We start from the raw sequence: 25,775 nt of genomic DNA, 5'->3' as shown, positions 1-25,775 counted from the left end.
GACGAGCACGTTCACACGCCGCCCACCGTCTCCTCTTTGGGTGCGTAGCCGTATCCATACCCGTAGCCGTAGCTGCCGTAGCCGTAGCCGTAGGCGTCGGGTCCCTTCGTGGGCAGCATGGTCAGCACGATGCCCGAGACCTTCGCGTCGACGTTCTCGAGCACGGAGAACGCTCCCCTGACCTGTCCCTTGTGCGCCCGCCCGGCGGCCACCACGAGGATGGCCCCGCCGGCGGCGCGGGTCAGCACCGCAGCATCCGTGACCGGGAGCAGCGGCGGTGCATCGAAGAGCACCACGTCGAATGCGGCGTTCAGTTCGGCGACCGTCTCGACCATCGCCGACGAGCCCAGCAGCTCGCTCGGGTTCGGCGGCACTCGGCCGGCGGGCAGGACGTACATCTGGCTCCGACCCCAGGGCTGGATCACGTCGACGAGCTCGGTTCTGCCGATCAGCACATCGGTCAGGCCGACCGCCCCCTCGATGCCGAGATACGACGCGACCTTCGGCCGGCGCAGGTCGGCGTCGACGAGCAGCACCTTCGCACCGGCATCCGACAAGGCGATCGCGAGGTTCGCGGCAGTGGTCGACTTGCCCTCGGACTCGATCGACGAGGTGACCACGAACGAGCGCTCGGGCCGAGCCGCATCGAGGAACTGCAGGTTCGTGCGCAGCGCACGGAAGGATTCGGCGCGCGGCGAGTGCGGATCGGCGTGCACGATGAGCGGTCGGTCCTTCGCCTTCGGATCGAAGACGATGCCGCCGATGACCGGCACCTCGGTGACCGATTCGAGGTCGCGCTGATTCCGGATCCTCGTGTCGAGCGTCTCGCGCAACACCGCTGCGCCGACACCGAGCACGAGCCCGATGAGTCCGCCGAGCGCGATGTTGAGCACGACGTTCGGGCTCACGGGCTGCTGCGGCACGGAGGCATGCTGCACCAGCGTGAGGCTCACGGGTGAGGCCGTCACGGGCTGGCCCTCGGCGTCCGCCTCGCCGGTTCCCGTCGTCTCGATCGACTCGACGACCGTCGTCAGACTCTCGGAGATCGCGGTCGCGACCTCGGCGGCGAGCGCGGGATCTTCGCCGACCACCGCGATCTCGATGAGGGTCGTGTCGGGGAGGATGACCGCCGTGACATCACGGGCCAGTTCCTCGCTCGTCAGGTCGAGCTGCAGCTCGGCGATCACGGGCAGCAGAACGATGGGCGTCGTCGTGAGGTCTGCGTAGGTCTTCACTCGCTGTTGCGTGAAAGCGCTTCCCTGCTGGATCTCACCGATCGTGCCGCCGTTCGAGGTCGACACGAACACCTTCGCCGATGAGCTGAACTTGGGCGTCTGTGCGATCGAGAGCAGCACACCGGCGGCCAGGCCGAGGAGCGTGAGCAACACGATCAACACCCAACTCTGCCGCAAGATACGGATGTAGTCGCGCAATTCCACGTTGTTCAGTCCCCGTCCCCACAGCGTGCTGAAACGCGACACGGTTACGCTTGCCCCGTGGCACCCTCTCAAGATGCCCCGCCGGATGGGGGGCTGTCAACAACCGACACTCCCCGATCTGCCATCTTCGACGCGAATGGCCAGCGCTGGGGGCTTTCGGATGCCGCGATCGGCATGCTTCTCGTGTTCGCATGCTCGCTGGGCTGGACGTGGATCACTCGCACGGTCGTGATCGATGAGTGGCTGCAGGTGCTCGCCGGCTATCTCGCGGTGTGGCTGCCGCTCGTGGTCGTGCTCTGGGTGGCCGACGCCGTGCGCGGGCGTCGCTCGAGGTGGCGGGACTTCGGCTTCGGAATCACCTGGATCGACCTGCTCTGGGGCGCCGGTGCGGGCCTGGTGGCCCGCGGCATCGCGAGCCTCGTCGAGCTCGGCGCGACCGGCCGTACGTCGCTCGATGGAGGAGTGCTCGCGTTGCCGACCGGGTTCGCCCTCTGGTTCGGCGTGATCCTCGCACCCGTCGTGCTGGCGCCGCTCGTCGAAGAGACGTTCTACCGAGGCCTCCTGCTCCGCGCACTCGCTCGGCGCACCCGAGGTGCACACGTCGTGGCGCTGGCCCTCGCCGTCGTGGTGTGCGCGACCGTCTTCGCGCTCATGCACCTCGCCGTGAGTGTCGGGCTCTCGGGCACGGCTGCGTGGATGACGTTCACCGGGGCCCTCGTGCTCGGGCTCGCGACCGGTGTGCTCGCCGCGACCACCGGCCGGCTCGGGAGCGCGATCATCGCTCACGTGGTGTTCAACGGCACCCTCATCGCCGCGCTGCTCGCGCGCTGATCCGGCATTCGCGCCGACTCACCTGATGACGACCGTCGGCGCCTCGAGGTTCGCCAGCACGCCCTGGCTGACCGAGCCGAGCAGGAATCGTGCAATGACGCCTCGCCCATGGCTGCCGACCACGAGCAGTGTCGCGCCCGCGGCGGCATCCGACAGGTCGTGCACCGGGTCGCCCGCCACCACGACCCGCCGCAGCTCGAGACCGGGATGGTCGGCCACCACCGGCGCGAGCGCGGCGTCGAGGATCTCGGACTCGGCTCGCGCCAGGTCGTCGGTGGCGATCACCGGCGCACCGTAGCCGTACTCGCCGCCGACCATGGCCACAACGTCCCACGAGTGGACGGCGATGAGCGGTTCACCGATGCGATCGGCCTCTTCGGCGGCGAACGAGAGCGCGTTGTCTGAGATGTGCGAGCCGTCGACGCCCACGACGACACCGCTGCGCCCGCTCAGGTCGAGATCGGGGATCACCGCCACGGGGGCGTGGCTCGCCGCCGCGATGCGCAGGCTGTGCACGCGACGGCGACTCGCTCGCTGGCCGCCGTGCCAGTCGCTGCCGACCACGAGCATCGCGGCGCCATCGGAGATGCGCTCGAACACCTCGACGGGCGATCCGCGCTCGAGCGTGGTCACGACCTCGAGGGCCGGGTCGACACCCGCCGCCGCGAACGACGCCTCGTCGAGGCATCCGTGCGCGCGGTCTTCTGCGGCACGCAGCAGCTCGCCGCCCGTGAGGTCTGCGCCGAGACCCTCGGACTCGTCGACGACGTGCACGAGGCGAAGCGTGAGGCTTCGAGCCGACGCGCGCTCCGCCGCCCAGCGCACCGCCCGCATGGTGGCGGAGCCTCCGGTGCTGACACCGACCGCGATCTCGTTCATGGCGCACCTCCGCGGGTTCTCACTCCATCTTCACGCGCGGCGCACGGCGGCGCCAGCCCCTTGCGCGAGCGCTCGCTCAGTGGCGGCCGTTCAGCACCCCGCCGCTCTCTTCGAGATAGCAGACGCCGCAGAGCGACTCGTAGGTGACGGCCTCGCCGTCGATCGCGACCTGGGCGCCGTCGAAGACGAACAGGCCGTCGATGAGCCGCGCGTTGAAGATCGCCTTGCGGCCGCAGCGGCAGATGGTCTTGAGCTCTTCGAGGCTGTGCGCGATCTCGAGCAGGCGGCGGCTGCCGGGAAAGGCCACGGTCTGGAAGTCGGTGCGAATGCCGTAGGCGAGCACCGGCACGCCGTCGATGAGCGCGATGCGCAGCAGGTCGTCGACCTGGTCGGCGTTCAGGAATTGCGCCTCGTCGACGAGGAGGCAGCTCACGTCTCGGCCGTGCTGCTCGATGATGCGGTTGCGCAACGACTGGAACAGGTCGAGCACGTTGCTCTCGGGCGCGATCGTGAAGTCGACCTCGCGCACCACGCCGAGTCGCGACACGATGTCGCGGTCGCCCTTCGTGTCGACCGCCGGCTTCGCGAGCAGCACCTGATGGCCGCGCTCCTCGTAGTTGAAGGCCGCCTGGAGCAACGCCGTCGATTTGCCGGAGTTCATCGCCCCATAGCGGAAGTACAGCTTCGCCATCTATTCGAGGTACCCGTCTTCCGCCGCACGGCGGATCAGTTCGGACTTGCGGCTCGCCGGGCGCCCCGCCTTGGCGTACTTGTCGCGCACCCGCCGCAAGTACGTCTTCGCCGTCTCGTAGCCGATCTCCATGCGCCGACCGACCTCGACCGTGCTGAGGCCCTGCGCGTAGTAGCGGAGCGCCTTCTCTTCGGCGGCGCTGAGGGCCACCGGCTCGTGCGCTCCGGCGGCCGCGGCGTCGCCGTGATCTGAACCATGCGGATGCCGCTGCAAGCGCTCACCGCGCATGACGCGGCGTGCGTGGTCGACGAGGTCGTGAGCGGGCGTCGTCTTGGAGACGAACCCTGCGGCGCCCGCCACGAGCGAGCGCTGCCGCGAGTCCTCGTCATCGATCGCCGTGACGACGAGCACTTTCGCCCCGGCAGCACGGCACGCCCTGATGCGCGATTCGATCGACACGGTGTCGCCGAGCTGGAGATCCATCAGCACGAGGTCGACGGGGAACGCGGGATCGCGCACGAGCTCCATCCAGCTCGTGGCGCGGACCACGACCTCGAAATCGGGGGCGAAGTCGGTGAACCAGCGGGCGAGGCTGTCGACGATGAGCTCGTGGTCGTCGAGCAGCGCCAGCCGATGCGGCGGCGCAGGGGCGACCGCCGACGGAAACGGCTCAGTCGATGTCATAGCTCAACTCCACGGTCACATTCTCTCGCGTCAGCGCGGAATCCGCTCGTAACGCGACCGCGCGCGCCACGGCGACGAAGCGATCGAGCTCGCGTCGGGTCGGCGCCGCCGCGCCGACGTCGGTGACGAGCGTGATGGCGCCGCGCTCACCGTCTTCGCCCTCGTTCGTGAACGCGACCCTGATCAGCTGCGACCGCTCGGCGTCACCGAGCCACGAGATGAGCGCGGTCAATGCGGAGCGCTGATCGGCACTGAGATCGGCGGCCGCGCCGGTCGGGTCGTCGATGATCGTGTCGATGCCGCGGCTCAAGCGCACATTCGCGGCGAGATCGTCGAGCCACGTCGATTCGATGCCGGCCCGAAGCGCTCGCCGCAGCGCTTCGGCGAGTTCACGCGCCCGGTCTGCGTCGGCGACGGAGATGCGATCGGCCGTCATGACCCCGGCGAGGAAGGGCAGCACCTCCCGCCCGAGCACGGACACTCGGCCCTGCTGCACCGATCGCGCGATGCCGGCACGCAATTCGGCGTCGCGGTGCAACGCCGCACGATTCGCCTCCCGCTGCCAGGCGAGCGTCTCCGAGATGATGCCGTACGAATACCCGGCCGCGGCCGCCGACATCGACAGCACCGGTGCCGAGTTCACGGCGATGAGCGCGGCGACCGGGGCATCCGATGCCGTGTAGGCCGCCGCCCCGAACACGAGGATCGAGAGCACTGCCGCCGACAGCACTCCGGCCATCGCCGCCGACACCCACGTGCAGAACGGGGCGAGCGAGAGGATCAGCAGGCCGATCACGGCGGGGCCGAAGTCGTCGTAGAGGAATCGGTTGTTGCCGATCGAGCTCACATACTCGGCGATCGCGGCTCCGACCGAGAGCGTCACGACGAGCCAGAGGCGTTCGACGGGGAACGGCGCGCGGGCCGGTGTCGCCGACACGGCCGCGATGATGCCGGCCGCGGCGACGAGCAGCAGCGCGAGCACCGCCGCGATCGGTGAGCCGACCTCGCCCCAGTGCACCCAGGTCATGGCCACGGCCAGCGAGAACGCCAGAACTGCCCCGATCGTCACGATCGGGTACGCGGTGATCGCCCCGACCGGGTCGGCCTCCTGCTGGGTGAGCCGCATGCGTCCGCTCATTCGCCGCCCTCGGGCACGGTCAGCACGATGGTCGTGCCGATACCCTTCGTCGACCAGAGCCGCACCGTGCCCCGCTCCTGCTCGATGCGGGCTCGGATGGAGGTGCGCAGCCCGATGCGGTCGGGCGGCACCTCGCGCTCGTCGAACCCGGCGCCGCTGTCCATCACGGCAACGGTGACCTCGCCGCCGCCGAGCCCGATCGCGAGTTCTGCCTGGTCGACGCCGGCATGCCGGGCGACATTGATGAGGCACTGCGCAACCGCCGCGTCGAGCGCTGCCGCACGAGCCGGGCCGAGCGTGCCGAGCACCGCGACGTCGCCGGTGACGCGCACCTCGAGCCCGGCGTTGGCCGCCGCCGAGAACGCGTTCGTGAGCGAGGGAGCCTCATCGTCGGGCGTCGTGCCGTCGATGCGTCGGCTCGAATCGGCTCGCACTGCATCGGTGGCCTGCGTGCTTCTGCCGCCCCAGGGCGGCCTCCCGTCGCCCCTCGAACGCCGGCCTCGCGGTGCGCCGGTAGCCGGCCTCGTCACGGCCTCGGCTGCGTGATCACTCGCCCAGTCACGACCGACGATGAGACCGAGATCTTGCCGGATGCCGAGGCGGAGGCGTTCATCCACGGGCCCGGAGCCGGCAGCGGCGATCGCCACGAGGTGGCTGAGCGCGGTGTCGTGCAAGCGTGCCGTCGCGCGGAGCTCGATGTCGTGCCGGATCGCGAGCTCACGGGTCTGCTGGCTCGCCCGGTGCAGGCCCGTCTCGCGGCGCATGTCGGGTCGACGCGTGACGCCGTCGAAGACCCGCGCGATCACCACCAGGGCGAACGCGAGCGTGGTCGCCGTGCTCGGCGCGTAGGTGCCGCCGACGAGCGCGACGCCGAGGAACATGGCGGCTTCGCCGAGGCCGAAGCCGAGGGTCGCCCACACGACCGCGATGACCGAGCCGCTGCCGGCGCCGCCCACGAGGATCAACGCGATTCGCGGCAGGGCGAGCACCGAATTGTTCGTCGTGGTGAACACGCTCCCCGGCTCCATGACCAGCACGGTGAGCACGCACACCACCCCGGTGCCGACGACGAGGTACGCGACCGTCAGCGTCACCGAGGGGAATCGAACGACGAAGGCGAGCAGCACGACCATGATGCCCACCAGCGCGACCGCCGGCCAGGATCTCGTTTCGCCGCCGATCGTCGCCATGACGATGCCGAGGATGGCCGCGATGCCGAGACAGGCGAAGGCGGCCCAGTGGCCGGCATTGGCGAGCGCGCGACTCGACGATTCCCGCGCGAGGTGGCCCGGCAACCCCAGGGTCATCGTCGTCCTCCGCTCGTGCTGCGCGCGCCGAACCGAAGTTCGGGCCCCTGCGGATTATCGCAGTTCCACGGCCCGCTGCGTGGACGACTCGATCAGAACAGTGCCGATGGGTCGACGGGAAGCCCGAAGGCGTCGGGGAGCTCTGCGCCCGAAACCGGCGCGGGCACCCCGACCGGCGGCCTGCGAAACGTGGCTGGACCCTGCGCGAGCGCAGAGGAGCGGACTCCCCCGGTGACGGGGTCTTCGCGCCCTCGTTCGAGACCGTGCGCCCTGATCAGCGGGCGAATGCGTTCGCCGAGCCAGTGTCGATACGCCTTCGGTGCGTAGGCGTTGTTGCCGTAGTACATGGAGCGGTACTTCGGCACGAGTTCGGGGTGGGCGTGCTCGAGCCACTGCATGAACCACGGCTTCACGCCGCCGCGCAGATGCAGGGCCGTGTAGAGCACGCTCGTGCCGCCCGCCGCCTTCACGCTGCGGAGCGCCCCGTCGAGGTGCGCTTTCGAATCGGTGAGGTACGGCAGGATCGGCATCAGGAAGACCGAGCAGTCGAACCCGGCGTCGCGCACGGCGGTGACCGTGGCGAGACGCGCCTTCGTGCTCGGCGTGCCGGGCTCGACCGACTGCTGCAGCTCGTGGTCGTAGATCGCGATCGACAGGGCGAGGTCGACCGGAACGCGCTCGGCCGCTGCGACGAGGAGCGGCAGGTCGCGCCGCAGCAGGGTGCCCTTCGTGAGGATGCTGAACGGCGTGCCGCTGTCGGCGAGGGCCTCGATGATGCCGGGCATGAGCGAATAGCGCCCCTCGGCCCGCTGGTAGGGGTCGGTGTTGGTGCCGAGCGCCACCGGCTCGCGCCGCCACGACGGCTTCGCGAGTTCGGCTCGGAGCACATCGGCCACATTGACCTTCACGATGATCTGACGGTCGAAGTCGTCGCCGGCGTCGAGATCGAGGTAGGTGTGGGTCGGGCGGGCGAAACAATTGTGACTGACGACGCCGTTGGCGATGAAGTCCCCGGTCGTCGTGGTGATGTCGATCAGGTCGACGATGTCATCGAGCGGTTCGATCGAGACGACCTGCAGGTTGCTCGAGGTCTTCACGGCGGAACCCACGAGCGCGAGCTTCTTGGAGATAGCCGGTCTGGCGAGTGCGAAGAACGCGTTTCGCACCGGGAGTCCACCGCGCAGACGGATGTTCGTGACGCCGTTCTCCCGCTGCGGCTCACGCACGAATGCGAATTCGAATCGGTCGAGTGCATCTTCGATCTCCGTCAGTATCGCTTCATCAGAATTGCTGATCCGCAGCACTCCACGTGAGCAGGAGCCCTCGGCGTCGAAGACACCTCCGAGATACCCGGCGCTCCAGTCGATCGATCTGTTCGTCGGCCATTCGATGGTCGACGTGATTCGGTCGTAGTCCGCGGTGCGGCTCGTGCGGATGGCATCCATTGCCCGCCGGGTCGGTGCTGCCGGGCTGAACGGGAATCGCGTCGTCGCTACGCCGACGGCCGCGAGAAAATCCTGCGTCCGTGCCAACGCCTCATCGTCGGCGAGAGCCAGTCGAAAGCGGCTGGCCAAGTATTCGCCACCGTTCGCGCGCGGGTAGGTTCGTCGCAGCATCATGCCATCGCCACGGATCATGCCCGTCAGGTATCCGCGTCTGTAGTCGTCGGAGAATGAACCTGGCGCGGCCCCCCTGCCGCGATTCCCGAATCCCATGAGCGAGTTCGACGTCGTGAGATACGGGCGACGAGCGCTTCCGGACATTCGCCCCGTCACGTGCTTCCACCCGCGTGCTGTGAGGAACCGGTGGTCGCCGCTCGCGACGAGTCGGGTGCCGTCGGCGAGCGTGACCCTGAACGCCGGCTTGCGCGTCGACCACTTCGCGACGACCGTCGATGCCGCGTACCGCCGATACCGCCCATCGACACGCGTGCCGAGCACTTCGTCGCCGACCTCCAGCGATCTCAACGCCCGCTCCCGCCCGTCGGCCATGGTGATGAGCGTGTCGGGATGCAGGCAGTAGGAGCACGCGTGGGTGCAGCCCCGATAGGGGTTGATGGTCCACCCGAAGGGCATCGCCGACTGGCCGGGCACGCGATTGAGTGCGGACTTCGCGAGCACCTCGTGAAAGGTGACGCCAGCGAAGTCGGGCGTCTGCACCGAGCGCACGAGGTTGCTGAGTTTCGCGAGCCCGGGCAGCGCGCCGAGCTGGTCGACGCCCAGTTCCTGCCCGCTCCACCGCATGCAGACAGTCGAACACATGTTCGAATGAGAAGCAAGCGGATGCCTCGGCGCGGCGTGTCGCCGAGGCATCCGCTCGCTCGTCGTGCTCAGCGCAGCGAGGGCTCTCTCAGCGCTGCCTGCCGCACCGCTCGCCCCGCCGCGAGCTCGAGCGTCTCGCCCGACCAGCGACGCCGCAGCCACCGGTCGTGGCTCGCGATCACGACCGCACCCGGGTAGGCGCCGAGCGCCGCCTCGAGGTCGGTGGCGAGAGCGAGCGACAAGTGGTTCGTCGGCTCGTCGAGCAGGAAGACGTGCGGCGGCCGCGCGATCACGAGCGCGAGCGCGAGCCGGCGCTGCTGCCCCACCGAGAGCGACCCGATCGGGCGCGACTCGTCGCGAGGTGCGATCAGACCGAGGCTGCCGAGCGGCACCTGCTCGGCGCGCCGCTCCCCCAGCACGCGTTCGTAGAGCGCACGCGGCGAGGCATCCGGGTCGGCGAAGCGCACATCCTGCTCGAGCAGCTGCACGCGCAGGCCCTTGCGCCGATGCACGACGCCGCGATCGACGCGCTGCGTGCCGGCGAGCACGTTCAGCAGGGTCGACTTGCCCGCGCCGTTCGCCCCGGTCACGAGCAGGGTCGTCAGGGGCGCGATCTGCAGCGCGTCGAGTGCGAGCCGACCCTCGACGGCGGCATCCGTCACCTGCACGAGCAGCCCGGCCGCCTCCTCGAGCGCGTGCGAACCCGACGGGATGCCGGCGAACGCCAGCGGCGCCGGCGGCTTTCGCACCTGCTCGCGCTCGAGGGTCGCGAGCCGGAGCTCGGCGTTGCGCACGCGGCGGGAGACCGCCTGATCGACGTTCTCGCCCTTGAAGTGGCGGATGAACTTGTCGTTGTCGGTCGCCGCCCGGCCATGGGCCACACGGCGCGAGGCACCGGCCACGTCGGCGCGCAGCCGCTTCAACTCGGCCTGCTCGTCGTCGTACTGGCGGAGCCAGCGCGCCTGCTCCTCGGCCTTCACGGCGAGGAACTCCGAGAAGCCGCCACCGAAAACGGTGCCGCCGGATGCCGCGAGCGACGCCTCGCGCGAGAGCTCAAGCGAGCCCGCACCCGACGCCGTGCCACGCTTCGGCCCGGCGCCCCGACCGGCGAGCGCGAGCGCACCGGCCCGACCCGGATCGAGATCGAGCAGCCCGGTCGCCGCCCGGTCGAGGAACTCGCGGTCGTGGCTCGCGAAGATCACCGGGCCGCGCCAGGCGCGGAGCCGTTCCTCGAGGAACTCCGCCGCGGCGTCGTCGAGGTGGTTGGTCGGCTCGTCGAGCAGCAGGGCGTCGGGCGCCCGCAACAGCAGCGCCGCGAGCGCGAACCTCGAGCGCTGACCGCCCGAGAGTTCGGCGATGACGCGATCGAGCGCGATCGAGCCGACGCCGAGCCCGTCGAGGAGCTCGTCGCGGCGCGCTTCCGCACTCCAGACGTCGGCGCGTTCCGCCGCGTCGAGTGCCGACGAGTACCGTGCAGCGGCCGCCGCATCGTCGGCGGCCGAGCTCGCGACCGCGAGTGCGGCTGCTGCGGCGTCGAGCTCGCGCTCGATCGCGCGCACCTCGGCGAGTGCCGCCTCGAGCACCTCGCCGATGCGCTCCTGCGGGGCGAACGGCAGCTCCTGCCGAAGCAGGCCCGTGCGAAGCGGCCGGGTGATGCGGCCCGAGGTGGTGGCGTTCGACGGGGCACCGTTCGAGCCGGTGCCGGTCGAAGCGGTGTCGGTCGAATGCGCGGATGCCGCGGCATCCGCTCGCTCGAGATCGCCGGCGATGAGCCGGAGCAGCGTCGACTTGCCGGCGCCGTTCTCGCCGATCAGGCCGAGCCGCTGGCCCGGCGCCACGGTGAACCCGAGGTCGGTGAACACGCGTCGATCGGGGTACGAGACCGAGAGTCCGTCGACGCGGAGATGATGGGAATGGATGACGGTTGCAGGCATGCGAACGCCCTTTGCGAGAATGCCCCCGGGCGGTCGGCGGATGCCGCGGCGCACGTTCTTCGGAACGGTGCACCGAATCGGCGGAACGCGGGCGCGCGGCGCCGGCGACCGCCCGGGAGCGGAGATGAGCCCCGCCGGGCATTGCCGTCGATGGGTGCGCGCAGATGCCGTCGCGATCAACACGGTGTGATCAGAACCGTGTGCACACCCAACGTCAACGGCGCCTCGGGCGCGGGACGATGGTGTGTACTCACTTCATAGCGAAGACGACGGTACCAGAGCTCGCGGCGAAAGCAAACCCTATCGCCGCCAGCGCGCCCGGCCGAAGCCGCGGCCGGGCGCCTGTCGCACGTCAGGCCGTGAGGTCGAGCACCTTCGCGGTGGCCGCGAGCGTCGCGGCGGCGCGCACGGGGTCGCTCGTGAGCTTCGTGCCGTAGCTCGGGATCATCTCGCGCAGCTTCGGCTCCCAGCCGGCCATGCGATCGGGGAAGCAGCGACCGAGGATGTCGAGCATGATCGGAGCCGCCGTCGAGGCGCCGGGCGATGCACCGAGCAGGCCGGCGATCGTGCCGTCGGCACCGGTGATGACCTCGGTGCCGAACTGCAGGACGCCGCCCTTGTCCGGGTCTTTCTTCATGACCTGCACGCGCTGGCCGGCCGTGATGAGCTCCCAGTCTTCGTGCTTGGCGGTCGGCATGAACTCGCGCAGTGCGGCGAGCTTCTTGTCGCGCGACGCGAGCAGCTCGCCGACGAGGTACTTCACGAGATCGAAGTTCTTGAAGGCGACCTGCAGCATCGGGCCGATGTTGTGCAGGCGCACCGAGAACGGCAGATCGAACCACGTCGAGGTCTTCAGGAACTTCGGCGTGAAGCCGGCATAGGGGCCGAAGAGGAGCGCGCTCTCGCCGTCGACGACGCGGGTGTCGAGGTGCGGCACCGACATCGGCGGGGCACCCACCGAGGCCTTGCCGTAGACCTTCGCCTGGTGCTGCGCGACGAGCTTGGGGTTCGTGGTGCGGAAGAACTGGCCCGAGATCGGGAAGCCGCCGAAGCCCTTGATCTCGGGGATGCCCGAGTGCTGCAGCAGTGCGAGGGCGCCGCCACCGGCACCGACGAACACGAATCGCGCGTTGATGGTCTTGGGCGTATTGCCGACGACGTGGCGCAGGCGGATCTTCCACGTGCCGTCGCTCTGCCGCTTCAGGCGAGTCACCTGGTGGTTGGTGGCGATCTGCGCCCCACGCTGTTCGATGTCGCGCAGCAGCAGCTTGGTGAGCGCACCGAAGTCGACGTCGGTGCCCGACACGATGCGGGTCGCGGCCACGCGGGCCTTGGGGTTGCGCTTCTTGGCGAGCAGCGGAGTCCACTCGGCGATGCGCTCGAGGTCTTCGGTGTACTCCATGTCGGGGAACAGCGGCTGCTCGCGCAGCGCGGCGACGCGCTTCTTGAGGTACTCGATGTTGGCCTTGCCCTTGACGAAGGTCATGTGCGGCGTCGAGTTGATGAAGTTGTGAGGCTCGGGCAGCGCGCCCTGCTGCACGAGATACGACCAGTACTGACGACTGATCTGGAACTGCTCGTTGATCGCGACGGCCTTGTCGGCGCTGACCGTGCCGTCGGGGTTCTCGGGCATGTAATTGAGCTCGCAGAGCGCTGCGTGCCCGGTGCCGGCGTTGTTCCACGCGTTCGACGACTCTTGGGCGACCTCGCCGAGTCGCTCGTAGACGCGGATCGACCAGTCTGGCTGGAGCTGCGAGAGCAGGGAGCCGAGCGTGGCGCTCATGATGCCGCCACCGATCAGCACGACGTCGACGGTTTCCTCTGAAGTCACGGATTCCAGTGTAGATGCCGACAGAGGTGTGCCCGACCGGCGCCGATCAGGCGCAGACCACGCGCGATCACGCCGCGATCACGCGCCGGTCACGCGCCGCGGAGCACCGGCAGGCCGCGCTCGTCGAGCGGCCACGACGGGTTGTACGCGAGTTCCCAGAGGTTGCCGTCGGGGTCGGCGACATAGCCGCTGTAGCCGCCCCACTCGGTCTCGGCGGCGCGTTTCGAGATGGACCCGCCCGCGAGCACCCAGTCGCCGACGGCGTCGTCGACCTCTTCTTTCGAGGCGAGGTTGATGGCGAGCGCCACCGCGCGGAACCCGGGCGCGTTCGCGTGCATCGTCGGCAATGCGGCATCCTTCGCGAGCTCTGCGGTCTCCCACAGGGCGAGCACGCCGCCCGGCGTGGCGAAGAACGAGACCTCGCCGGCGACCGACGACGGCGCCTCGTGCCAGCCGAGTCTTCGGTAGAACGCCGTGGCGACCTCGACGTCGGCGACGCCGAGCGTGATGAGCGAGTAGCGCTGCGGAATGGCCATGCGCTCGACGCTACGCCTGTCGCCGCGGCCGTGCAGCAATTCAGGATGGGAGGCGTGTCGCGGGCGATACCGAGCGGCTTGCCGGTGAGACACGCCACTCCGCTCCTGAATTGCGGCACGGCGGCGAGGCGGGAGGCGGCTCAGAGCGCGGCGACACCGCCCGCGATCAGGCCGATGCCCGCCGTGATGAGCGCCGCGGTGAGCGAGGCGACGCCGAGCCAGAGCAGCACGATGAGACGATTGGGCTTCTCGGGGTCGCGCCCGATCACGGAGAGGAAGAAACCCGCCGGCATCAGGATCGCGGCGATCGGAACGCCCGTGCGGGCGAGCCAGAACCAGAATCCGTCGAGGGCCGCGTGCGAGATCACCGCGAGGATCGTGATCGACAGCACGAGGAGCACTGCGGCGTGCGCGTGCCCCGCCCGGAAGAAGCTGAGCTGCAGCCCGTTCGCGGGCACCCTGCCGCGCAGCACGCGAGTGAGGAAGTAGCCGCCGCTCTCGACGGTCACGAGGGCGAGCAGCAGGATGCCGATGAGGATGAGGTCGTCTGCGGACGGCATGGCCGGTCCTTCCTGGGTGGTGAGGCGTGATTGGATAGTGGGACTCTCCAATATTAGAGAGTTGCACTATCCAATGCAAGGAGCCCAGATGCGCATCTCCGCACTCGCCGCCGAGGTCGGCCTCCCGGTCGCGACCGTGAAGTTCTACCTGCGCGAGGGACTGCTGCACGCCGGCGCCGCGAGCTCGGCCACGCAGGCGAGCTATGACGACGGACATGTGCGACGGCTCCGCCTCGTGCGCGCGCTCACCGGGCCGGTCGGGCTCAGCGTGCAGCAGGCGCGGGCCGTGCTGCAGCTCGTCGACGAACCCGGCGACGACCTCTACTCCACTCTCGGTCGAGCCGTCGGCGCACTTCCCCCCGGCGGCGCAGAGCCGGGCGAAGCGTCCGATCCGTTTCCGCGCGCCCGAGCCGCCCTCGAGTCGCTCGGCCAGGTCTACGACCCCGACTTCGCGGCCGTCGCGCAGCTCGAGCGCGCGCTCGCCGCTGCCGCAGACGCGGGCATGCCGATCTCTCCCGAGAGACTCGCCCACTACGGACGCACGACCGCCGAGCTGGCCGCCTACGACCTCGAGCGGATGCCTGCGGAGCCCCACGCCGCGGTGGAGTACACGGTGCTCGGCACGGCGCTCTACGAACCGGTGCTGCTCGCGCTGCGCCGGCTCGCGCACCAGGACGCCGCGGTGCGCCGGCTCGGTCGGCCCGGCTGAGCCCTCGACGGCTTCACGACCCGACGGGCTGCCCCTCGCGTGCGACATCCGACCGCGTCGCGGCTGCCACTTCCGTGCGCGCCCGGTCGAGTGCCTCGCCGCTCGCACCGGCGTGCCCGAGCGCGAGCAGCGCCGCGCCGACGATGGGCGGCGAATCGAGGATCTCGATGCGCGCTTCGGGCGCCACCTCCGCGAGGCCCGACGTGATGCCGGCGATCAGGCGCTCATCACCCGCGCGCACGATGCCTCCGCCGAGCACGATCGGAATCGCTCGGGACTCGAGCCCGAGTCGCACCACGCACGCGCGGGCGAACGCCACGAGCTCCTCGGCCTGGCGGTCGACGAGGCCGATCGCGACGGCGTCGCCCACTCGCGCCGCGGCGAACACCGCCGGGGCCAACGCCGTGAGCTCGCTCGACTCGCGGCGACCGAAGTGCAGCTCCTCGATGAGCGCGGGCACCGACGCGACGCCGAGCTGCTCGACGATGATCGCCGAGAGCATCGTGGCCGGGCCGCGGCCGTCGGCGTGGCGTGCGGCGTGCCAGAGGGCCTGCTCGCCGATGCCGCTGCCGCCGCCCCAGTCGCCCGAGATACCGCCGAGCGACGGGAACCGCACCTGGGCGCCGTCGGCGCGCACGCCGATCGCGTTCACGCCCGTGCCGCACACGATCGCGACCGCATCGGGCTCGTCGGTGCCGGCGCGCAGCAGCGCGTAGAGGTCGTTGTCGACGACGGTCGACTTCCCCGCCCAGTCGAGCCGCGAGATCTCGGCGGCGTACTGCTCGATCTCGGACGGCAGGTCGAGGCCCGAGATGTAGAGGCTCGCCTGCGCGACGCGCTCGCCAGCCGCGACACGGCGCACGAGCCCGTCGACGACGGCCACCGCCTCGGCGAGCCCCTCGAAGTGCGGGCTCGACCCCGGGCCGCGATCGTGCGCGACGAGCTCGCCGTCGATCGTGAGCGCCACGGCGTCGGTCTTCGAGCCGCCGCCGTCGACCGCGACGATGACGCCGTTCATCGAGCCCACTCCAGGAACGGCGCGTTCTCGGCCATCAGCAGGTCGGTGAGCCGCTCGGCCCGATCGTGCTGCAGCACGAGCGGGTGCGCGCGCATCGCGCGGAGCACCCGGTCGCGTCCGCCGCGCACGGCGGCGTCGAGGGCGAGCCGCTCGTAGCCCGCGACGCCCGAGATCAGGCCCCGGATGTCGTCTGGCAGCGGCGCGACCGGTTCCGCGACGAATCCCCCGTCGCGGAACACGGCCGGCACCTCGATCACGTGGTCGTCGGGCAGGAACGGCAGCACGCCGTCGTTGCGCAGGTTGACCACGCGGGCTCGGCTCGCCCCGTCGCGCATCGCGGCGAGCAGCTCGATCGCCGCTTCGGAGTAGAACGCGCCGCCGCGCCCTTCGAGGGCGGCCGGCTTCTCGTGCTGAGCGGGGTCGGCGTAGAGCTCGAGCAGCTCGCGCTCGATCGCACGCACCGCCTCGGCCCGCGTCGGCTCCTGCAGCTGATCGCGCAGCACCTCATCGTGCGCGTAGTAGTAGCGCAGGTAGTACGAGGGCACGACGCCGAGCTGCGCGATGAGCGCCGGCGCGAGGTGCACCTCGTCGGCGAGCACCCCGAGCCGGTGCTGCAGCAGGCCGGGCAGACGGTCGTCGCCGTCGATGACGACGCTGCGTTCCCACGTGAGGTGGTTGAGGCCGACGTGCCCGAGGCTCACCCGATCGTGCGCCACGTCGAACAGCGAGGCGAAGCGCCGCTGGAAGCCGATCGCGACATTGCAGAGCCCCACGGCACGGTGGCCGGCCTCGAGCAGCGCGCGGGTCACGATGCCGACCGGGTTCGTGAAGTCGACGATCCACGCGTCGGGCTTGGCGTGCTCTCGCACCACGTCGGCGATGCGCAGCACCACCGGCACCGTGCGCAGGGCCTTCGCGAGCCCGCCGGGGCCCGTGGTCTCCTGGCCGATGCAGCCGGCCTCGTGCGGCCAGGTCTCGTCGGCGTGCCTGGCGTCCTGTCCGCCGACGCGCAGCTGGATCAGCACGGCATCGGCGTCGGCCACACCGGCGACGAGGTCGGTCGTGCCGATCACCCGTGCCGGATGCCCGGCATGCGCGAGCATGCGCTGCGACATCCCCGCGACGAGTGCGAGACGGTGCTCGTCGGGGTCGACGAGTCGGATCTCCTCGAGCGGCAGCGTGTCGCGCAGTCGCGCGAAGCCGTCGATGAGTTCGGGGGTGTACGTCGAACCTCCGCCGACGATGGCGAGCTTCATTGGTCCTCATTCCGTGCGTGGTTCGTGGCGCGCAGAAGCGCGCGAGAGCGGGGTTCGGGGTCGGTCGACGGATGCCGCGGCGACATCCGCGAGCAGTCGACGTGCGTCAGGTGGCGAGTGAGATGTCGGCCTCGAGATGGTCTCTGATCTGCTCGACGAGCTGCTGGCGCGCGCCGAGCAACACCGGCTGAGCGCCCGTGCCGCTCGTGCGTACCGCGAGCTTCGGGTGGGCCGACGCATCGACGCGCTCGGCCACGAGCTCGGCGAGTCGGTCGCCGCCCGCACCGCCCGTCGGGCCGCCGAGCACGATCATCGACGGATCGAGGATGGCCAGCAGTGGGTTGACGGCGAGGATCACCCGGTCGGCGAGCGCGGCGAGCGCCGTCTCGTCGCCCGAGAGCCGCGGCAGCAGCTCCGCGAGGGGTTCGCCGTCGCCGCCGAGGAGGCGTGCCACCGCCGGCCCGCCGAGCAGGTCGGTGAAGTCGCCCGCCGCCGGAGCGAGCCTGGCCGCAGTGCGCGGCACCGCGAGGTAGCCGATCTCGCCCGCGCCGCCCGACGCGCCGCGGTGCAGCACTCCCCCGAGTTCGACGCCGACGCCGAGGCCGTCGCCGATCCAGAACAGGGCGAAGCTCGCGGCGAGCTGCGCGGCGCCGGCCGACCGCTCGGCCATCGTCGCGAGGTTCACGTCGTTGTCGATCGTCACCTGCAGGCCGAGCGCCCGCTCGATGCGGGCGCGCGCGCCGACCGCCGGCCAGCCCGGGAGCGTGTCGGTGAACGAGAGCTCGTCGCCCTCGACGAAGAACGCCGCCTGCACGCCGATCACGACACGACTGACGGTTGCCTCGTCGATGCCCGCCTCCGCGCACGCCGCGTGCACGGCGGCGCGCACGTCACCCTCGGGCGTGCGGTCAGCGGGATCGGTCGCGATCTGCACGATGGGGTGGTCGTGATCGATGGCGTCGACCACGACGGCCTGGATCGAGCGGTCGAGGATCGAGATCGCGACGCCCGTGATGCGGTCGGTGCGCACGCCGTAGGTGACGGCGTTCGGGCCGCGGCCGCCCGAACGCTCGCCGACGGGGCGGATCAGCCCGACCCGCTCGAGGCGGGCGAGCATCTGCGAGGCGGTCGGCTTCGACAACCCGGTGAGCTCGCCGAGACGCGAGCGGGTGAGCGGTCCGTGCTCGAGCAGCAGGCGGAAGGCGGTGCGGTCGTTGCGCGCCGCGAGCCAGGTCGGGGTGCCCGGGTCGATCTGGTTCATCGTGCCGCCTTCCGTTGTCATCCTGCTCGTACTCTATCTGAAAAGAATCTTTACTGTTTGAGGTTCGACGGTGATTCAGCCGCCGTTCCGCACGTCGTCGCGCAGCATCCCGAGTCGCTCGGGATCCGCCGCCGCCTCGAGCAGCGTCTTCGTGTAGTCGTGCTGCGGATCGAGGATCACCTGCTCGCTCGGCCCGCGCTCGACGATCTCGCCGCGGTACATCACGAGGATCTCGTCGGAGAAGTGCCGGGCGGTCGCCAGGTCGTGCGTGATGTACAGCACGCCGAGCTGCTCCTGCCGCTGCAGTTCGGCGAGCAGGTTCAGCACGCCGAGGCGGATCGACACGTCGAGCATCGACACCGGCTCGTCGGCGATGATGAACCGTGAGCCAGGGGCGAGCGCGCGCGCGATCGCGACGCGCTGCCGCTGACCGCCAGAGAGTTCGTGCGGCCGACGATCGGCGAACGTCGCCGCCGGCGAGAGGCGCACGCGCTCGAGCAGCTCCTCGGCTCGCTCGCGGATCTGCCGCGACGAGAGCCGCGGGTTGTGGATGTGCAGTGGCCGCTCGAGGTGGTGCCGAATCGGGTGGAACGGATTGAGCGAGCCGAACGGGTCCTGGAAGACCATCTGCACGTCGCGCCGGTACCGCGCGAGCCCGCGGCCACGATTCGCGCTCGGCTCGCCGTCGAGCAGCACCTCGCCCGAGCTCGGCGTCTCGAGCTTGGCCATCATGCGCGCGATCGTCGACTTGCCCGACCCGCTCTCGCCCACGAGGGCGATCGTGCGACCGGGTTCGAGCGTGAACGAGACATCCTTCACCGCATGGAGCGTGCGCACCTTGGTGCCGCTGCGCGACCGGAAGTCCTTCACCAGGTTGCGCGCCTCGAGGGTCGTGGCCTCGACTGCCGTCGCCCGCCCGCTCATGCCGCACCTCCCGCCGCGACGCCGGTGCGGATGAAGTCGCCGCGATCGCCGCGCAGGCTCGGGAAGCTCGAGAGCAGCCGCCGGGTGTACGGATGCCCCGGCGCCCGGTAGATCTGCTCGGCGTCACCCTGCTCGATGATCTCGCCGTCGAGCATGATCGCGATGCGGTCGCTGATCTCGATGAGCAGCGGCAGGTCGTGCGTGATGAAGATCACCGCGAAACCGAGTCGCTCGCGCAGCCGCATGATCTCGCGGATGATGCCGCGTTGCACGACGACGTCGAGCGCTGTGGTCGGCTCGTCCATGATCATGATCTGCGGGTCGAGGGCGAGCGCCATCGCGATCATGACGCGCTGGCGCATGCCGCCCGACAGCTCGTGCGGAAAGCTCGAGAGTCGACTGGGGTCGACGCCGACGAGGTTCAGCAGTTCGGCGCTTCTCGACTCGCGCTCTGCACGTCTCATCGCGGGCCGGTGCGTCGTGAACACGTCGTGCAACTGCTTGCGCACGTTCATGACGGGGTTCAGCGAGTTCATCGAGCCCTGGAAGACCATCGAGACCTTGTTCCAGCGGAAGGCGCGCAGGGCCTCGCCGTCGAGCGAGACCACGTCGATGTCGCGGCCGGATGCATCGTGGAACACCACCTCGCCGCCGGTCATCAGCGCCGGGGCCTTCAAGAGGCGGTTGAGGCCGTAGGCGAGGGTCGTCTTGCCACAGCCCGACTCGCCGGCGAGGCCGAGGATCTCGCCCCGGTGCAGGGTGATGGTCGCGTTGCGCACGGCCTTCACGGGCGGATCGACCTCGTATTCGATCGAGACGCCGCGGGCGCTCAGCACCGGTTCGCCGAGCGCGGTGTCGTCGACGACGCCATCGGCAGCATTCTCGGTGAGGTGGTTGACGGTGCCGGCGTTCATGCGAATGCTCCCGTGTCGGCGATGCCCTTGCCGGCCTTTGCGGCCTTGCGCTGGCGTTTGGCGTTCTCTGGCGCGAGCCTGAGCTTGGGGTTCACGACCTCGTCGATCGCGAAGTTGATGAGTGAGAGGCCGGCGCCGAGCGCAGCGATGATCGCGCCGGGCGGCACAAACCACCACCAGGCGCCGGTGCCGACGGCCTGCCCGGTCTGGGCGTCGTTCAGCATCGTGCCGAGCGTGATCGAGCCGGTCGGTCCCAGACCGAGGTAGGAGAGCCCGGCCTCGCCGAGCACCGCGAAGATGACGCCGAAGATGAACTGGGCAGCGAGCAGCGGCACGAGGTTCGGCAGGATCTCGACGAAGATGATGCGGCCGGGCTTCTCGCCGGCGACCCGGGCCGCGGCGACGTACTCACGGGTGCGCAGCGACCTCGCCTGGGCGCGCAGCACCACGGCCGAGCCGGCCCAGCCCGTGATGCCGAGCACGAGGGCGACGAGCAGCGAGCTGCGTGCGAGCGGGCCGAGGCCCTCGGCGTTCTGCACGTACGCGGCGATCACCATCACGACCGGAAGGCCCGGAATGACGAGCACGATGTTCGTGAACAGGGTGAGCACCTCGTCGAGCACGCCGCCGAAGTAGCCGGCGAACACGCCGAAGATCACGGCGAGCAGCAGGGCGACGATGCCCGCGACGAGACCGATGAAGAGGGAGCCTTGGGTGCCCCACGCGAGCTGCGAGAACACGTCGTAACCGAGTTTCGTCGTGCCGAGCCAGTGCTCGGGCGACGGCGGCAGCAGTGCATCGTTGTCGGAGTCGCGTGGCGGCTGGGCGATCAGCGGCCCGAAGATGCCGAACAGGGCGATGAGGCCGACGATCACGATGCCCGTGATGAGCTTGCCCGATCGGCTCGGCAGGATGTGCCGGAAGCGGCCGCCGCGACTCGACCGGGCAGCGGCGATGGCCGCCGTGGCGGTCGTCTCCCTCGCCGTCTCGCGCACCGCCTCGGCCGAGGCCGGCGATTGGAACGGCGCGTCGTCACCCGTGGCGTACGAGTCGAGCACCTCGCGATCAAGGGTGGGCTGAGAGTCATCCATTGTGTCGCACCCTCGGGTCGATGAAGCCGTAGATGAGGTCCATGAAGAAGTTCGCGGCGAGCACCGTGAGCGTGATCACGAGGAACACGCCCTGCATGAGCGCGTAGTCGAGCCCCTGCACCGCCTGGATCATGAGCTTGCCGATGCCGGGGTAACTGAACACCTGCTCCATCACGATGGAGCCGGCGACGACGAAGCCGAGCGCGATGCCGAAGCCCGCAAGGCTCGGGATCGCGGCGTTGCGCGACGCGTATTTCGTGCGCACCCGACGCGGTGTGAGGCCCTTCGCCTCTGCGGTGACGACGTAGTCCTCCGACATCGTCGACACCATCATGTTGCGCATGCCGAGGAGCCAGCCGCCGACCGACGAGAGCACGATCGTGATCGCGGGAAGGATGGCGTGGGTGACCGCGCTGCCGATGAAGGCCCAGCTCAGTTCGGGTCCGGCTGGGAATTCGAAGACGTCGTACCCGCCGATGATCGGGAACAGCCCGAGTTGCACCGAGAACACGGCCACGAGCACGAGTGCGAGCCAGAAGTACGGGATCGACTGGAACACGGTCGTGATCGGCACCAGGTGGTCGAGCCAGGTGCCGCGCCGCCACCCCACCCATGCGCCGACGACGATGCCGAGCACGAACGAGATGACGGTCGCGACACCGACCAGGATGATCGTCCACGGCAGCGCGTTCGCGATCAGCTCGGCGACCGGGGCCGGATACCTCGTCGAGGAGACGCCGAGGTCTCCCTGAAGCAGCCGGCCCCAGTACGCGACGTACTGGTCCCACAGGGACATGTCCTTCCCGGCGCCGAGGATCGAGGTGATCGCCTCGATCGTCTCTTCCGAGAGCGGGCGCCCGCCGCTGGCACGCCTCAGCTTGCCGAGCATGATCGCTGCGGGGTCGCCCGGCAGCAGCCGGGGCAGCAGGAAGTTGAGCGAGATCGCTGCCCAGAAGGTCACCAGGTAGAAGGCGACCCGCCGAAGGTAGAAGCTCATGCCGCTGCCGTTCTCGAGAATGGGAAGGTTCGTTCCATGGGACGAGGAGCTACTTCGCCGGAGTGAGGTGCGAGAGCACGACCGCGTTGGCCACCGCGAGGTACGGCAGTGGTGCGGCGTAGAGGTCGCCCTCGCTCGGCCACCCCGAGAACTTCTCGGTGTTGAAGAACGACTGCGAGGCGTTCAGCACCACCGGGATGTAGGGCAGGTCGCGGGCGATCTCGGTCTGGATCGTCGCGTAGGCGGCCTGCTTGGCCGCGACATCCTGCGTCGCACCGGCGGCGAGCACCGCGGCGTCGACGACCGGGTTCGAATAGCGCGAGTAGTTCTGCCCGTCGAGGGGGCTCTCGCCGACCTTCACGGTCGAGCTCGCGGCGAAGTACTCGTGGTAGTTCGAGTACGGGTCGGCGACGAGGCTCTGGGTGAGGCCGTAGAGCGCCATCTGGAAGTCGCCCGACTGGATGGGGGTCCAGTACTCGGCATCGGAGACGGTGCGTGCGTTGATGCGGATGCCGGCTTCGGCGGCCTGCTCGGAGATGAGCTTCGCCGCGTCGTTGTAATCGGTCCAGCCGTCGGGCGAGAACAGGTCGATCTCGATCGCCGTACCGTCCTTGCCGTAGAAGCCGTCGGCGTCCTTCGTGTAGCCGGCGGCCTCGAGGATCGCGCCGGCTTCAGCGACTTCCGCTGCCTGCGGGCTCGTGGCGAGCTCGGGGTCGCTGAGCCACTGTTCGTCGCGCGGCTGCAGGGTGAACGACGGCGACGATTCGCCCGCGAGACCGGCGAACGCCTTCTCGGCGATCGTGGCGCGGTCGATCGCGAGGTCGATCGCCTGCCGCACGGCCGAGTCGGTCTGCGGCCCGACGCAGCCGAGCTCGGCGTTCGAGCACGTCGTGATCGTCGTCGGGTCCTGCTGCAGGTTCAGCGTGGTGATGTCGCCAGCGCCCGTGACGGCGTCGGGGTTCGCGATGAACTGACCGACCCAGTCGATCTTGCCGGTGGTCAGAAGGTCTTGCGACGACTGGTTCGAGTCGAGGCCGAGGTACTGCACCTCTTTCACCGCGGGGGCGCCGTCGCGGAAGAGCTCGTTCGCCTCGACCGTGTAGGCGGCGTCCGAGAAGCTCTTCAGCACGAACGGACCCGAGCCGACGGGCTCGGGGTTGGTCTCTGCCATGAAGTCGTCGATGTCGGCCCACTCGTGCTCGGGAATGATGTAGGTCGAGCCGAGGATGAGCGAGGCACTCGTGAACTGCGGTTCGGAGTAGGTGAGCACGACCGTGCTGTCATCGGTCGCCTCGGCCGAGACGAACTGCTCGGACTTGTTCGAGCCGTAGCCGAAGGTGAATGCGACATCGGCGGCGGTGAGGTCTTCGCCGTCGCTCCACTTCTGGCCGGGCTTGATCGTGACCGTGAGGGTCGTGCCGTCTTCGCTGTACTCGTACGTGTCGCCGATCAGGCCGACGGGCGCATCGGCCGAGAGCTGGTTGAAGAAGAACAGCGGCTCGTAGATCGCGCCGAAGGTGGCGTGCACGGCCGTGTCGACGGCGAACGGGTTGAAGTTGTTGTTGATGGGGGTGGCGCTGCCGGCCCAGACGCGGAGGACCGAGGAGTCGTCTCCGCCTCCTCCGGCGGAGGGCGTGCATCCGGTCATTCCCAGGGCGAGTGCGGCCGCTCCGGCGGCGAGTGCCACCGCGAGCGAGCGTTTGGTTCGAGTCATCTCGGACATTCCTCTCGAGCTTCGTTGCATGGAAGGTGGTGCAGTTCGCCGCCTGCTGGTGCTCGTGCTCCGGCGTTACTGAAAGTGACCCTAACAGAAAAGGTTCTAACTGGAAACAATATATTCAGTTTCTGTCCTCATGCCTTCCGAGCACGCAGAAACGCCCCGTCTCGGCGTGCGAGACGGGGCGTTCGAGAAGCGTCGGTCGGAGCTACTTCGCGACGAGGTCGGCGAGCGCCGGCAGTTGCGCCGGGTCTTCGAGTGCCGAACCGACGGCGACCGTGCGCACACCGCGGCCGAGGAACTCTCGCGCATTCGAGGCATCCATGCCGCCCGTGGCGACGAATCGCGCATCGGGGAACGGGCCGGCCATAGCCGGGAACCACGCCGAGCCGAGCAGTGATGCCGGGAAGGCCTTGAGCCAGGTGAGGCCATCGGCCATGGCAGCCTGCACCTCGGTAGCCGTCGCCACGCCGGGCAGCGGCGGCAGGCCGGCCTCGGCCGACGCGCGGGAGACGAGCGGATCGAACCCCGGGCTCACGGTGAAGGCTGCGCCGGCGGATGCCGCGAGCTCGACATGCCGCACCGAGACGACGGTGCCCGCCCCGACGAGACGACCGGCCTTGCGCCCGGCGGCCGCCACGACGGCGAGCGCCTCGAGGTCGCGTTCACTCTGGATGGGCAGTTCGACGACGTCGATGCCGAGGCTCCAGGCGCGTTCGGCGAGCTCGAGCGTGCGCTCGGCCCCCATGCCCCGGAAGATCGCCATGAGCGACTGGCCGGCGAAGATGTCGTCGAACCGGGCGTTGCTGATGGTCATGACAGGAGGCTCCTCGAGGTGGCGGCGGCGCGGGGGAAGTCGGCGGTATCGCCGAGCACCGTCACGGCACGAGCGTGCCCGGCGGCGAGGCGATCATCGGGGTCGGCACCGGCGAGCAGCGCGTCGAGATAGCCCGCCGCGAAGGCGTCCCCTGCCCCCACGGTCTCCACGACCTCGACCGACCTCGCGGCGACCCGGGTCGCGCCGGGCGTGAGCGGGAGGCCGGAGAGCGTTGACGGCGAGCCGTCGGCCCGGCCGCGGAACTCGATCGCCTCGACGTCGCCGTCTTTCACGACGAGGAGCGCCGGCTCGGGCAGCAGAGCGCGCACGTCTTCGGGCGAGGCGGTGCCCCAGAGCGCCTCGGCTTCGTCGAGGCCGACGAGCACGACGTCGGCTCGTGCTGCGAGGTCGAGCAGCCGGCCCGGCGCGATGCCCGGCCGCCAGAGCACCGCGCGGTGATTGACGTCGAAGCTCAGCATGGCGGGCGACGCCGCGACCCGTTCGAACAGGGCGTCGACGAGCGCGTCGCAGGATTCGGAGAGCGCGGGAGTGATGCCGCTCACGTGCACCACTCGTGCAGTGTCGAGCGGCAGCCCGTCGAGGAATGACGGCGCCATGCGCGAGGCCGCAGAGCCGGCGCGGTAATAGAGCACGCCTCGGCCCGGGTCTTTGAAGTACACGCCCGTGGGCGCCTCGGGGTCGGCCTCGACCCAGCGGGTGTCGACGCCGCGCGAACGCAGGTGCGTCACGACGCGGCGGCCGAGCGCGTCGTCGCCGACCCGGCCCGCCCATGCCGCGCGGCGCCCGAGGGCCGCCAGGTGCGCGGCGACGTTCGCCTCTGCGCCGGCCGAGTCGACGTGGAAGTGCTCGGCGATCTCGAGCGGTTCGGCGAGTGCGGGCGCGACGAGCGCCATCGTCTCGCCGAGAGCGACGATCTCGGGCAGCGGCGCGGTGGTCACGCGCTCTATGCTGTCGAATGT

General features: G+C 69.9%; 23 protein-coding genes. 2 read left to right on the top strand and 21 right to left on the bottom strand.

Annotation, left to right across the window (positions count from 1 at the left end):
* Positions 1-11: 11 nt before the first annotated feature.
* Positions 12-1,439, bottom strand: a complete 1,428-nt coding sequence (locus H521_RS0115910) for a tyrosine-protein kinase domain-containing protein (RefSeq protein ID WP_022894012.1) — start codon at positions 1,437-1,439, stop codon at positions 12-14.
* A 174-nt stretch (positions 1,440-1,613) separates the two neighbouring features.
* Here H521_RS0115910 and H521_RS0115905 point away from each other — a divergent pair, with 174 nt between their 5' ends.
* Positions 1,614-2,270 (top strand): CPBP family intramembrane glutamic endopeptidase, encoded by a 657-nt coding sequence (locus tag H521_RS0115905; RefSeq protein ID WP_026482369.1) that lies wholly within the window; start codon positions 1,614-1,616, stop codon positions 2,268-2,270.
* 18 nt (positions 2,271-2,288) lie between these two features.
* On the opposite strand, the gene H521_RS0115900 is transcribed toward H521_RS0115905, so the two are convergent.
* The 10 genes from H521_RS0115900 to H521_RS0115850 form a co-directional block, all read right to left on the bottom strand.
* Positions 2,289-3,149 carry a universal stress protein gene (locus H521_RS0115900; RefSeq protein WP_026482368.1) on the bottom strand — a complete coding sequence of 287 codons (861 nt, stop codon included), beginning with the start codon at positions 3,147-3,149 and terminating at the stop codon, positions 2,289-2,291.
* A gap of 76 nt (positions 3,150-3,225) precedes the next feature.
* The gene (locus H521_RS0115895; RefSeq protein WP_022894011.1) at positions 3,226-3,840 is read right to left on the bottom strand and encodes a thymidine kinase; all 615 of its coding nucleotides are present in this window, start codon (positions 3,838-3,840) and stop codon (positions 3,226-3,228) included.
* Positions 3,841-4,524 carry a response regulator transcription factor gene (locus tag H521_RS0115890; RefSeq protein WP_022894010.1) on the bottom strand — a complete coding sequence of 228 codons (684 nt, stop codon included), beginning with the start codon at positions 4,522-4,524 and terminating at the stop codon, positions 3,841-3,843. It abuts the gene before it with no gap.
* A complete protein-coding gene (locus H521_RS0115885; protein ID WP_156891493.1) occupies positions 4,511-5,662 on the bottom strand; it encodes a hypothetical protein in 1,152 nt (383 codons plus the stop codon). The genes H521_RS0115890 and H521_RS0115885 overlap by 14 nt, the downstream gene beginning before the upstream one ends.
* The gene (locus H521_RS0115880; RefSeq protein ID WP_022894008.1) at positions 5,659-6,969 is read right to left on the bottom strand and encodes a sensor histidine kinase; all 1,311 of its coding nucleotides are present in this window, start codon (positions 6,967-6,969) and stop codon (positions 5,659-5,661) included. Before H521_RS0115880 ends, H521_RS0115885 begins: the two co-directional genes overlap by 4 nt.
* Positions 6,970-7,061: 92 nt before the next feature.
* Complete coding sequence (locus H521_RS26315; protein WP_022894007.1) at positions 7,062-9,212, bottom strand: intein-containing Rv2578c family radical SAM protein; 2,151 nt, start codon at positions 9,210-9,212, stop codon at positions 7,062-7,064.
* Between the two features lie 86 nt (positions 9,213-9,298).
* Positions 9,299-11,164, bottom strand: a complete 1,866-nt coding sequence (locus tag H521_RS23795; protein ID WP_022894006.1) for an ATP-binding cassette domain-containing protein — start codon at positions 11,162-11,164, stop codon at positions 9,299-9,301.
* 352 nt (positions 11,165-11,516) lie between these two features.
* Positions 11,517-13,019, bottom strand: coding sequence for a malate:quinone oxidoreductase (locus tag H521_RS0115860; protein WP_281167457.1), 1,503 nt, complete (start codon positions 13,017-13,019; stop codon positions 11,517-11,519).
* A gap of 65 nt (positions 13,020-13,084) precedes the next feature.
* Positions 13,085-13,531 carry a VOC family protein gene (locus H521_RS0115855; RefSeq protein WP_022894003.1) on the bottom strand — a complete coding sequence of 149 codons (447 nt, stop codon included), beginning with the start codon at positions 13,529-13,531 and terminating at the stop codon, positions 13,085-13,087.
* A 140-nt stretch (positions 13,532-13,671) separates the two neighbouring features.
* Positions 13,672-14,091, bottom strand: a complete 420-nt coding sequence (locus H521_RS0115850) for a hypothetical protein (protein ID WP_022894002.1) — start codon at positions 14,089-14,091, stop codon at positions 13,672-13,674.
* 88 nt (positions 14,092-14,179) lie between these two features.
* Here H521_RS0115850 and H521_RS0115845 point away from each other — a divergent pair, with 88 nt between their 5' ends.
* Positions 14,180-14,800 carry a MerR family transcriptional regulator gene (locus tag H521_RS0115845; RefSeq protein ID WP_022894001.1) on the top strand — a complete coding sequence of 207 codons (621 nt, stop codon included), beginning with the start codon at positions 14,180-14,182 and terminating at the stop codon, positions 14,798-14,800.
* Positions 14,801-14,813: 13 nt separating this feature from the next.
* Here the strand turns inward: H521_RS0115845 and H521_RS23790 are convergent, their stop codons facing one another.
* From H521_RS23790 to H521_RS0115795, 10 genes are all read right to left on the bottom strand, one after another.
* Entirely contained in the window at positions 14,814-15,818 is a 1,005-nt protein-coding gene (locus H521_RS23790) for an N-acetylglucosamine kinase (RefSeq protein ID WP_040424806.1), read from the bottom strand.
* The gene (locus tag H521_RS0115835) at positions 15,815-17,074 is read right to left on the bottom strand and encodes a family 4 glycosyl hydrolase (protein ID WP_022893999.1); all 1,260 of its coding nucleotides are present in this window, start codon (positions 17,072-17,074) and stop codon (positions 15,815-15,817) included. The genes H521_RS23790 and H521_RS0115835 overlap by 4 nt, the downstream gene beginning before the upstream one ends.
* A 106-nt stretch (positions 17,075-17,180) precedes the next feature.
* The gene (locus H521_RS0115830) at positions 17,181-18,356 is read right to left on the bottom strand and encodes an ROK family transcriptional regulator (RefSeq protein WP_245561005.1); all 1,176 of its coding nucleotides are present in this window, start codon (positions 18,354-18,356) and stop codon (positions 17,181-17,183) included.
* Between the two features lie 54 nt (positions 18,357-18,410).
* Positions 18,411-19,259 (bottom strand): ABC transporter ATP-binding protein, encoded by an 849-nt coding sequence (locus H521_RS0115825; RefSeq protein WP_022893997.1) that lies wholly within the window; start codon positions 19,257-19,259, stop codon positions 18,411-18,413.
* The gene (locus tag H521_RS0115820; protein ID WP_084512489.1) at positions 19,256-20,173 is read right to left on the bottom strand and encodes an ABC transporter ATP-binding protein; all 918 of its coding nucleotides are present in this window, start codon (positions 20,171-20,173) and stop codon (positions 19,256-19,258) included. Before H521_RS0115820 ends, H521_RS0115825 begins: the two co-directional genes overlap by 4 nt.
* A complete protein-coding gene (locus H521_RS0115815) occupies positions 20,170-21,264 on the bottom strand; it encodes an ABC transporter permease (protein ID WP_084512487.1) in 1,095 nt (364 codons plus the stop codon). Before H521_RS0115815 ends, H521_RS0115820 begins: the two co-directional genes overlap by 4 nt.
* Positions 21,257-22,261: an ABC transporter permease gene (locus tag H521_RS0115810; protein WP_022893996.1), complete on the bottom strand. Its 1,005-nt coding sequence runs from the start codon at positions 22,259-22,261 to the stop codon at positions 21,257-21,259. Before H521_RS0115810 ends, H521_RS0115815 begins: the two co-directional genes overlap by 8 nt.
* 49 nt (positions 22,262-22,310) lie before the next feature.
* Positions 22,311-23,975: an ABC transporter substrate-binding protein gene (locus H521_RS0115805; protein WP_026482364.1), complete on the bottom strand. Its 1,665-nt coding sequence runs from the start codon at positions 23,973-23,975 to the stop codon at positions 22,311-22,313.
* A 211-nt stretch (positions 23,976-24,186) separates the two neighbouring features.
* Positions 24,187-24,795 (bottom strand): bifunctional 4-hydroxy-2-oxoglutarate aldolase/2-dehydro-3-deoxy-phosphogluconate aldolase, encoded by a 609-nt coding sequence (locus H521_RS0115800; RefSeq protein WP_022893994.1) that lies wholly within the window; start codon positions 24,793-24,795, stop codon positions 24,187-24,189.
* Positions 24,792-25,754, bottom strand: coding sequence for a sugar kinase (locus H521_RS0115795; RefSeq protein ID WP_022893993.1), 963 nt, complete (start codon positions 25,752-25,754; stop codon positions 24,792-24,794). Before H521_RS0115795 ends, H521_RS0115800 begins: the two co-directional genes overlap by 4 nt.
* Between the last annotated feature and the right edge of the window lie 21 nt (positions 25,755-25,775).

Origin of the sequence: Agromyces subbeticus DSM 16689 (assembly GCF_000421565.1) — a bacterium.
Classification (GTDB): domain Bacteria; phylum Actinomycetota; class Actinomycetes; order Actinomycetales; family Microbacteriaceae; genus Agromyces; species Agromyces subbeticus.
Note: the sequence above shows the minus strand (reverse complement) of the source record. Positions and strands in the feature narration are given on the sequence as shown.

Excerpts from the sequence above, each read along its gene's own strand:
- H521_RS0115905 (WP_026482369.1), top strand. The coding sequence starts at position 1,614 with ATGCTTCTCGTGTTCGCATGCTCGCTGGGCTGGACGTGGATCACTCGC.
- H521_RS0115900 (WP_026482368.1), bottom strand. The coding sequence starts at position 3,149 with ATGAACGAGATCGCGGTCGGTGTCAGCACCGGAGGCTCCGCCACCATG.
- H521_RS0115895 (WP_022894011.1), bottom strand. The coding sequence starts at position 3,840 with ATGGCGAAGCTGTACTTCCGCTATGGGGCGATGAACTCCGGCAAATCG.
- H521_RS0115890 (WP_022894010.1), bottom strand. The coding sequence starts at position 4,524 with ATGACATCGACTGAGCCGTTTCCGTCGGCGGTCGCCCCTGCGCCGCCG.
- H521_RS0115885 (WP_156891493.1), bottom strand. The coding sequence starts at position 5,662 with ATGAGCGGACGCATGCGGCTCACCCAGCAGGAGGCCGACCCGGTCGGG.
- H521_RS0115880 (WP_022894008.1), bottom strand. The coding sequence starts at position 6,969 with ATGACCCTGGGGTTGCCGGGCCACCTCGCGCGGGAATCGTCGAGTCGC.
- H521_RS26315 (WP_022894007.1), bottom strand. The coding sequence starts at position 9,212 with ATGCGGTGGAGCGGGCAGGAACTGGGCGTCGACCAGCTCGGCGCGCTG.
- H521_RS23795 (WP_022894006.1), bottom strand. The coding sequence starts at position 11,164 with ATGCCTGCAACCGTCATCCATTCCCATCATCTCCGCGTCGACGGACTC.
- H521_RS0115855 (WP_022894003.1), bottom strand. The coding sequence starts at position 13,531 with ATGGCCATTCCGCAGCGCTACTCGCTCATCACGCTCGGCGTCGCCGAC.
- H521_RS0115850 (WP_022894002.1), bottom strand. The coding sequence starts at position 14,091 with ATGCCGTCCGCAGACGACCTCATCCTCATCGGCATCCTGCTGCTCGCC.
- H521_RS0115845 (WP_022894001.1), top strand. The coding sequence starts at position 14,180 with ATGCGCATCTCCGCACTCGCCGCCGAGGTCGGCCTCCCGGTCGCGACC.
- H521_RS23790 (WP_040424806.1), bottom strand. The coding sequence starts at position 15,818 with ATGAACGGCGTCATCGTCGCGGTCGACGGCGGCGGCTCGAAGACCGAC.
- H521_RS0115835 (WP_022893999.1), bottom strand. The coding sequence starts at position 17,074 with ATGAAGCTCGCCATCGTCGGCGGAGGTTCGACGTACACCCCCGAACTC.
- H521_RS0115830 (WP_245561005.1), bottom strand. The coding sequence starts at position 18,356 with ATGACAACGGAAGGCGGCACGATGAACCAGATCGACCCGGGCACCCCG.
- H521_RS0115825 (WP_022893997.1), bottom strand. The coding sequence starts at position 19,259 with ATGAGCGGGCGGGCGACGGCAGTCGAGGCCACGACCCTCGAGGCGCGC.
- H521_RS0115820 (WP_084512489.1), bottom strand. The coding sequence starts at position 20,173 with ATGAACGCCGGCACCGTCAACCACCTCACCGAGAATGCTGCCGATGGC.
- H521_RS0115815 (WP_084512487.1), bottom strand. The coding sequence starts at position 21,264 with ATGGATGACTCTCAGCCCACCCTTGATCGCGAGGTGCTCGACTCGTAC.
- H521_RS0115810 (WP_022893996.1), bottom strand. The coding sequence starts at position 22,261 with ATGAGCTTCTACCTTCGGCGGGTCGCCTTCTACCTGGTGACCTTCTGG.
- H521_RS0115805 (WP_026482364.1), bottom strand. The coding sequence starts at position 23,975 with ATGACTCGAACCAAACGCTCGCTCGCGGTGGCACTCGCCGCCGGAGCG.
- H521_RS0115800 (WP_022893994.1), bottom strand. The coding sequence starts at position 24,795 with ATGACCATCAGCAACGCCCGGTTCGACGACATCTTCGCCGGCCAGTCG.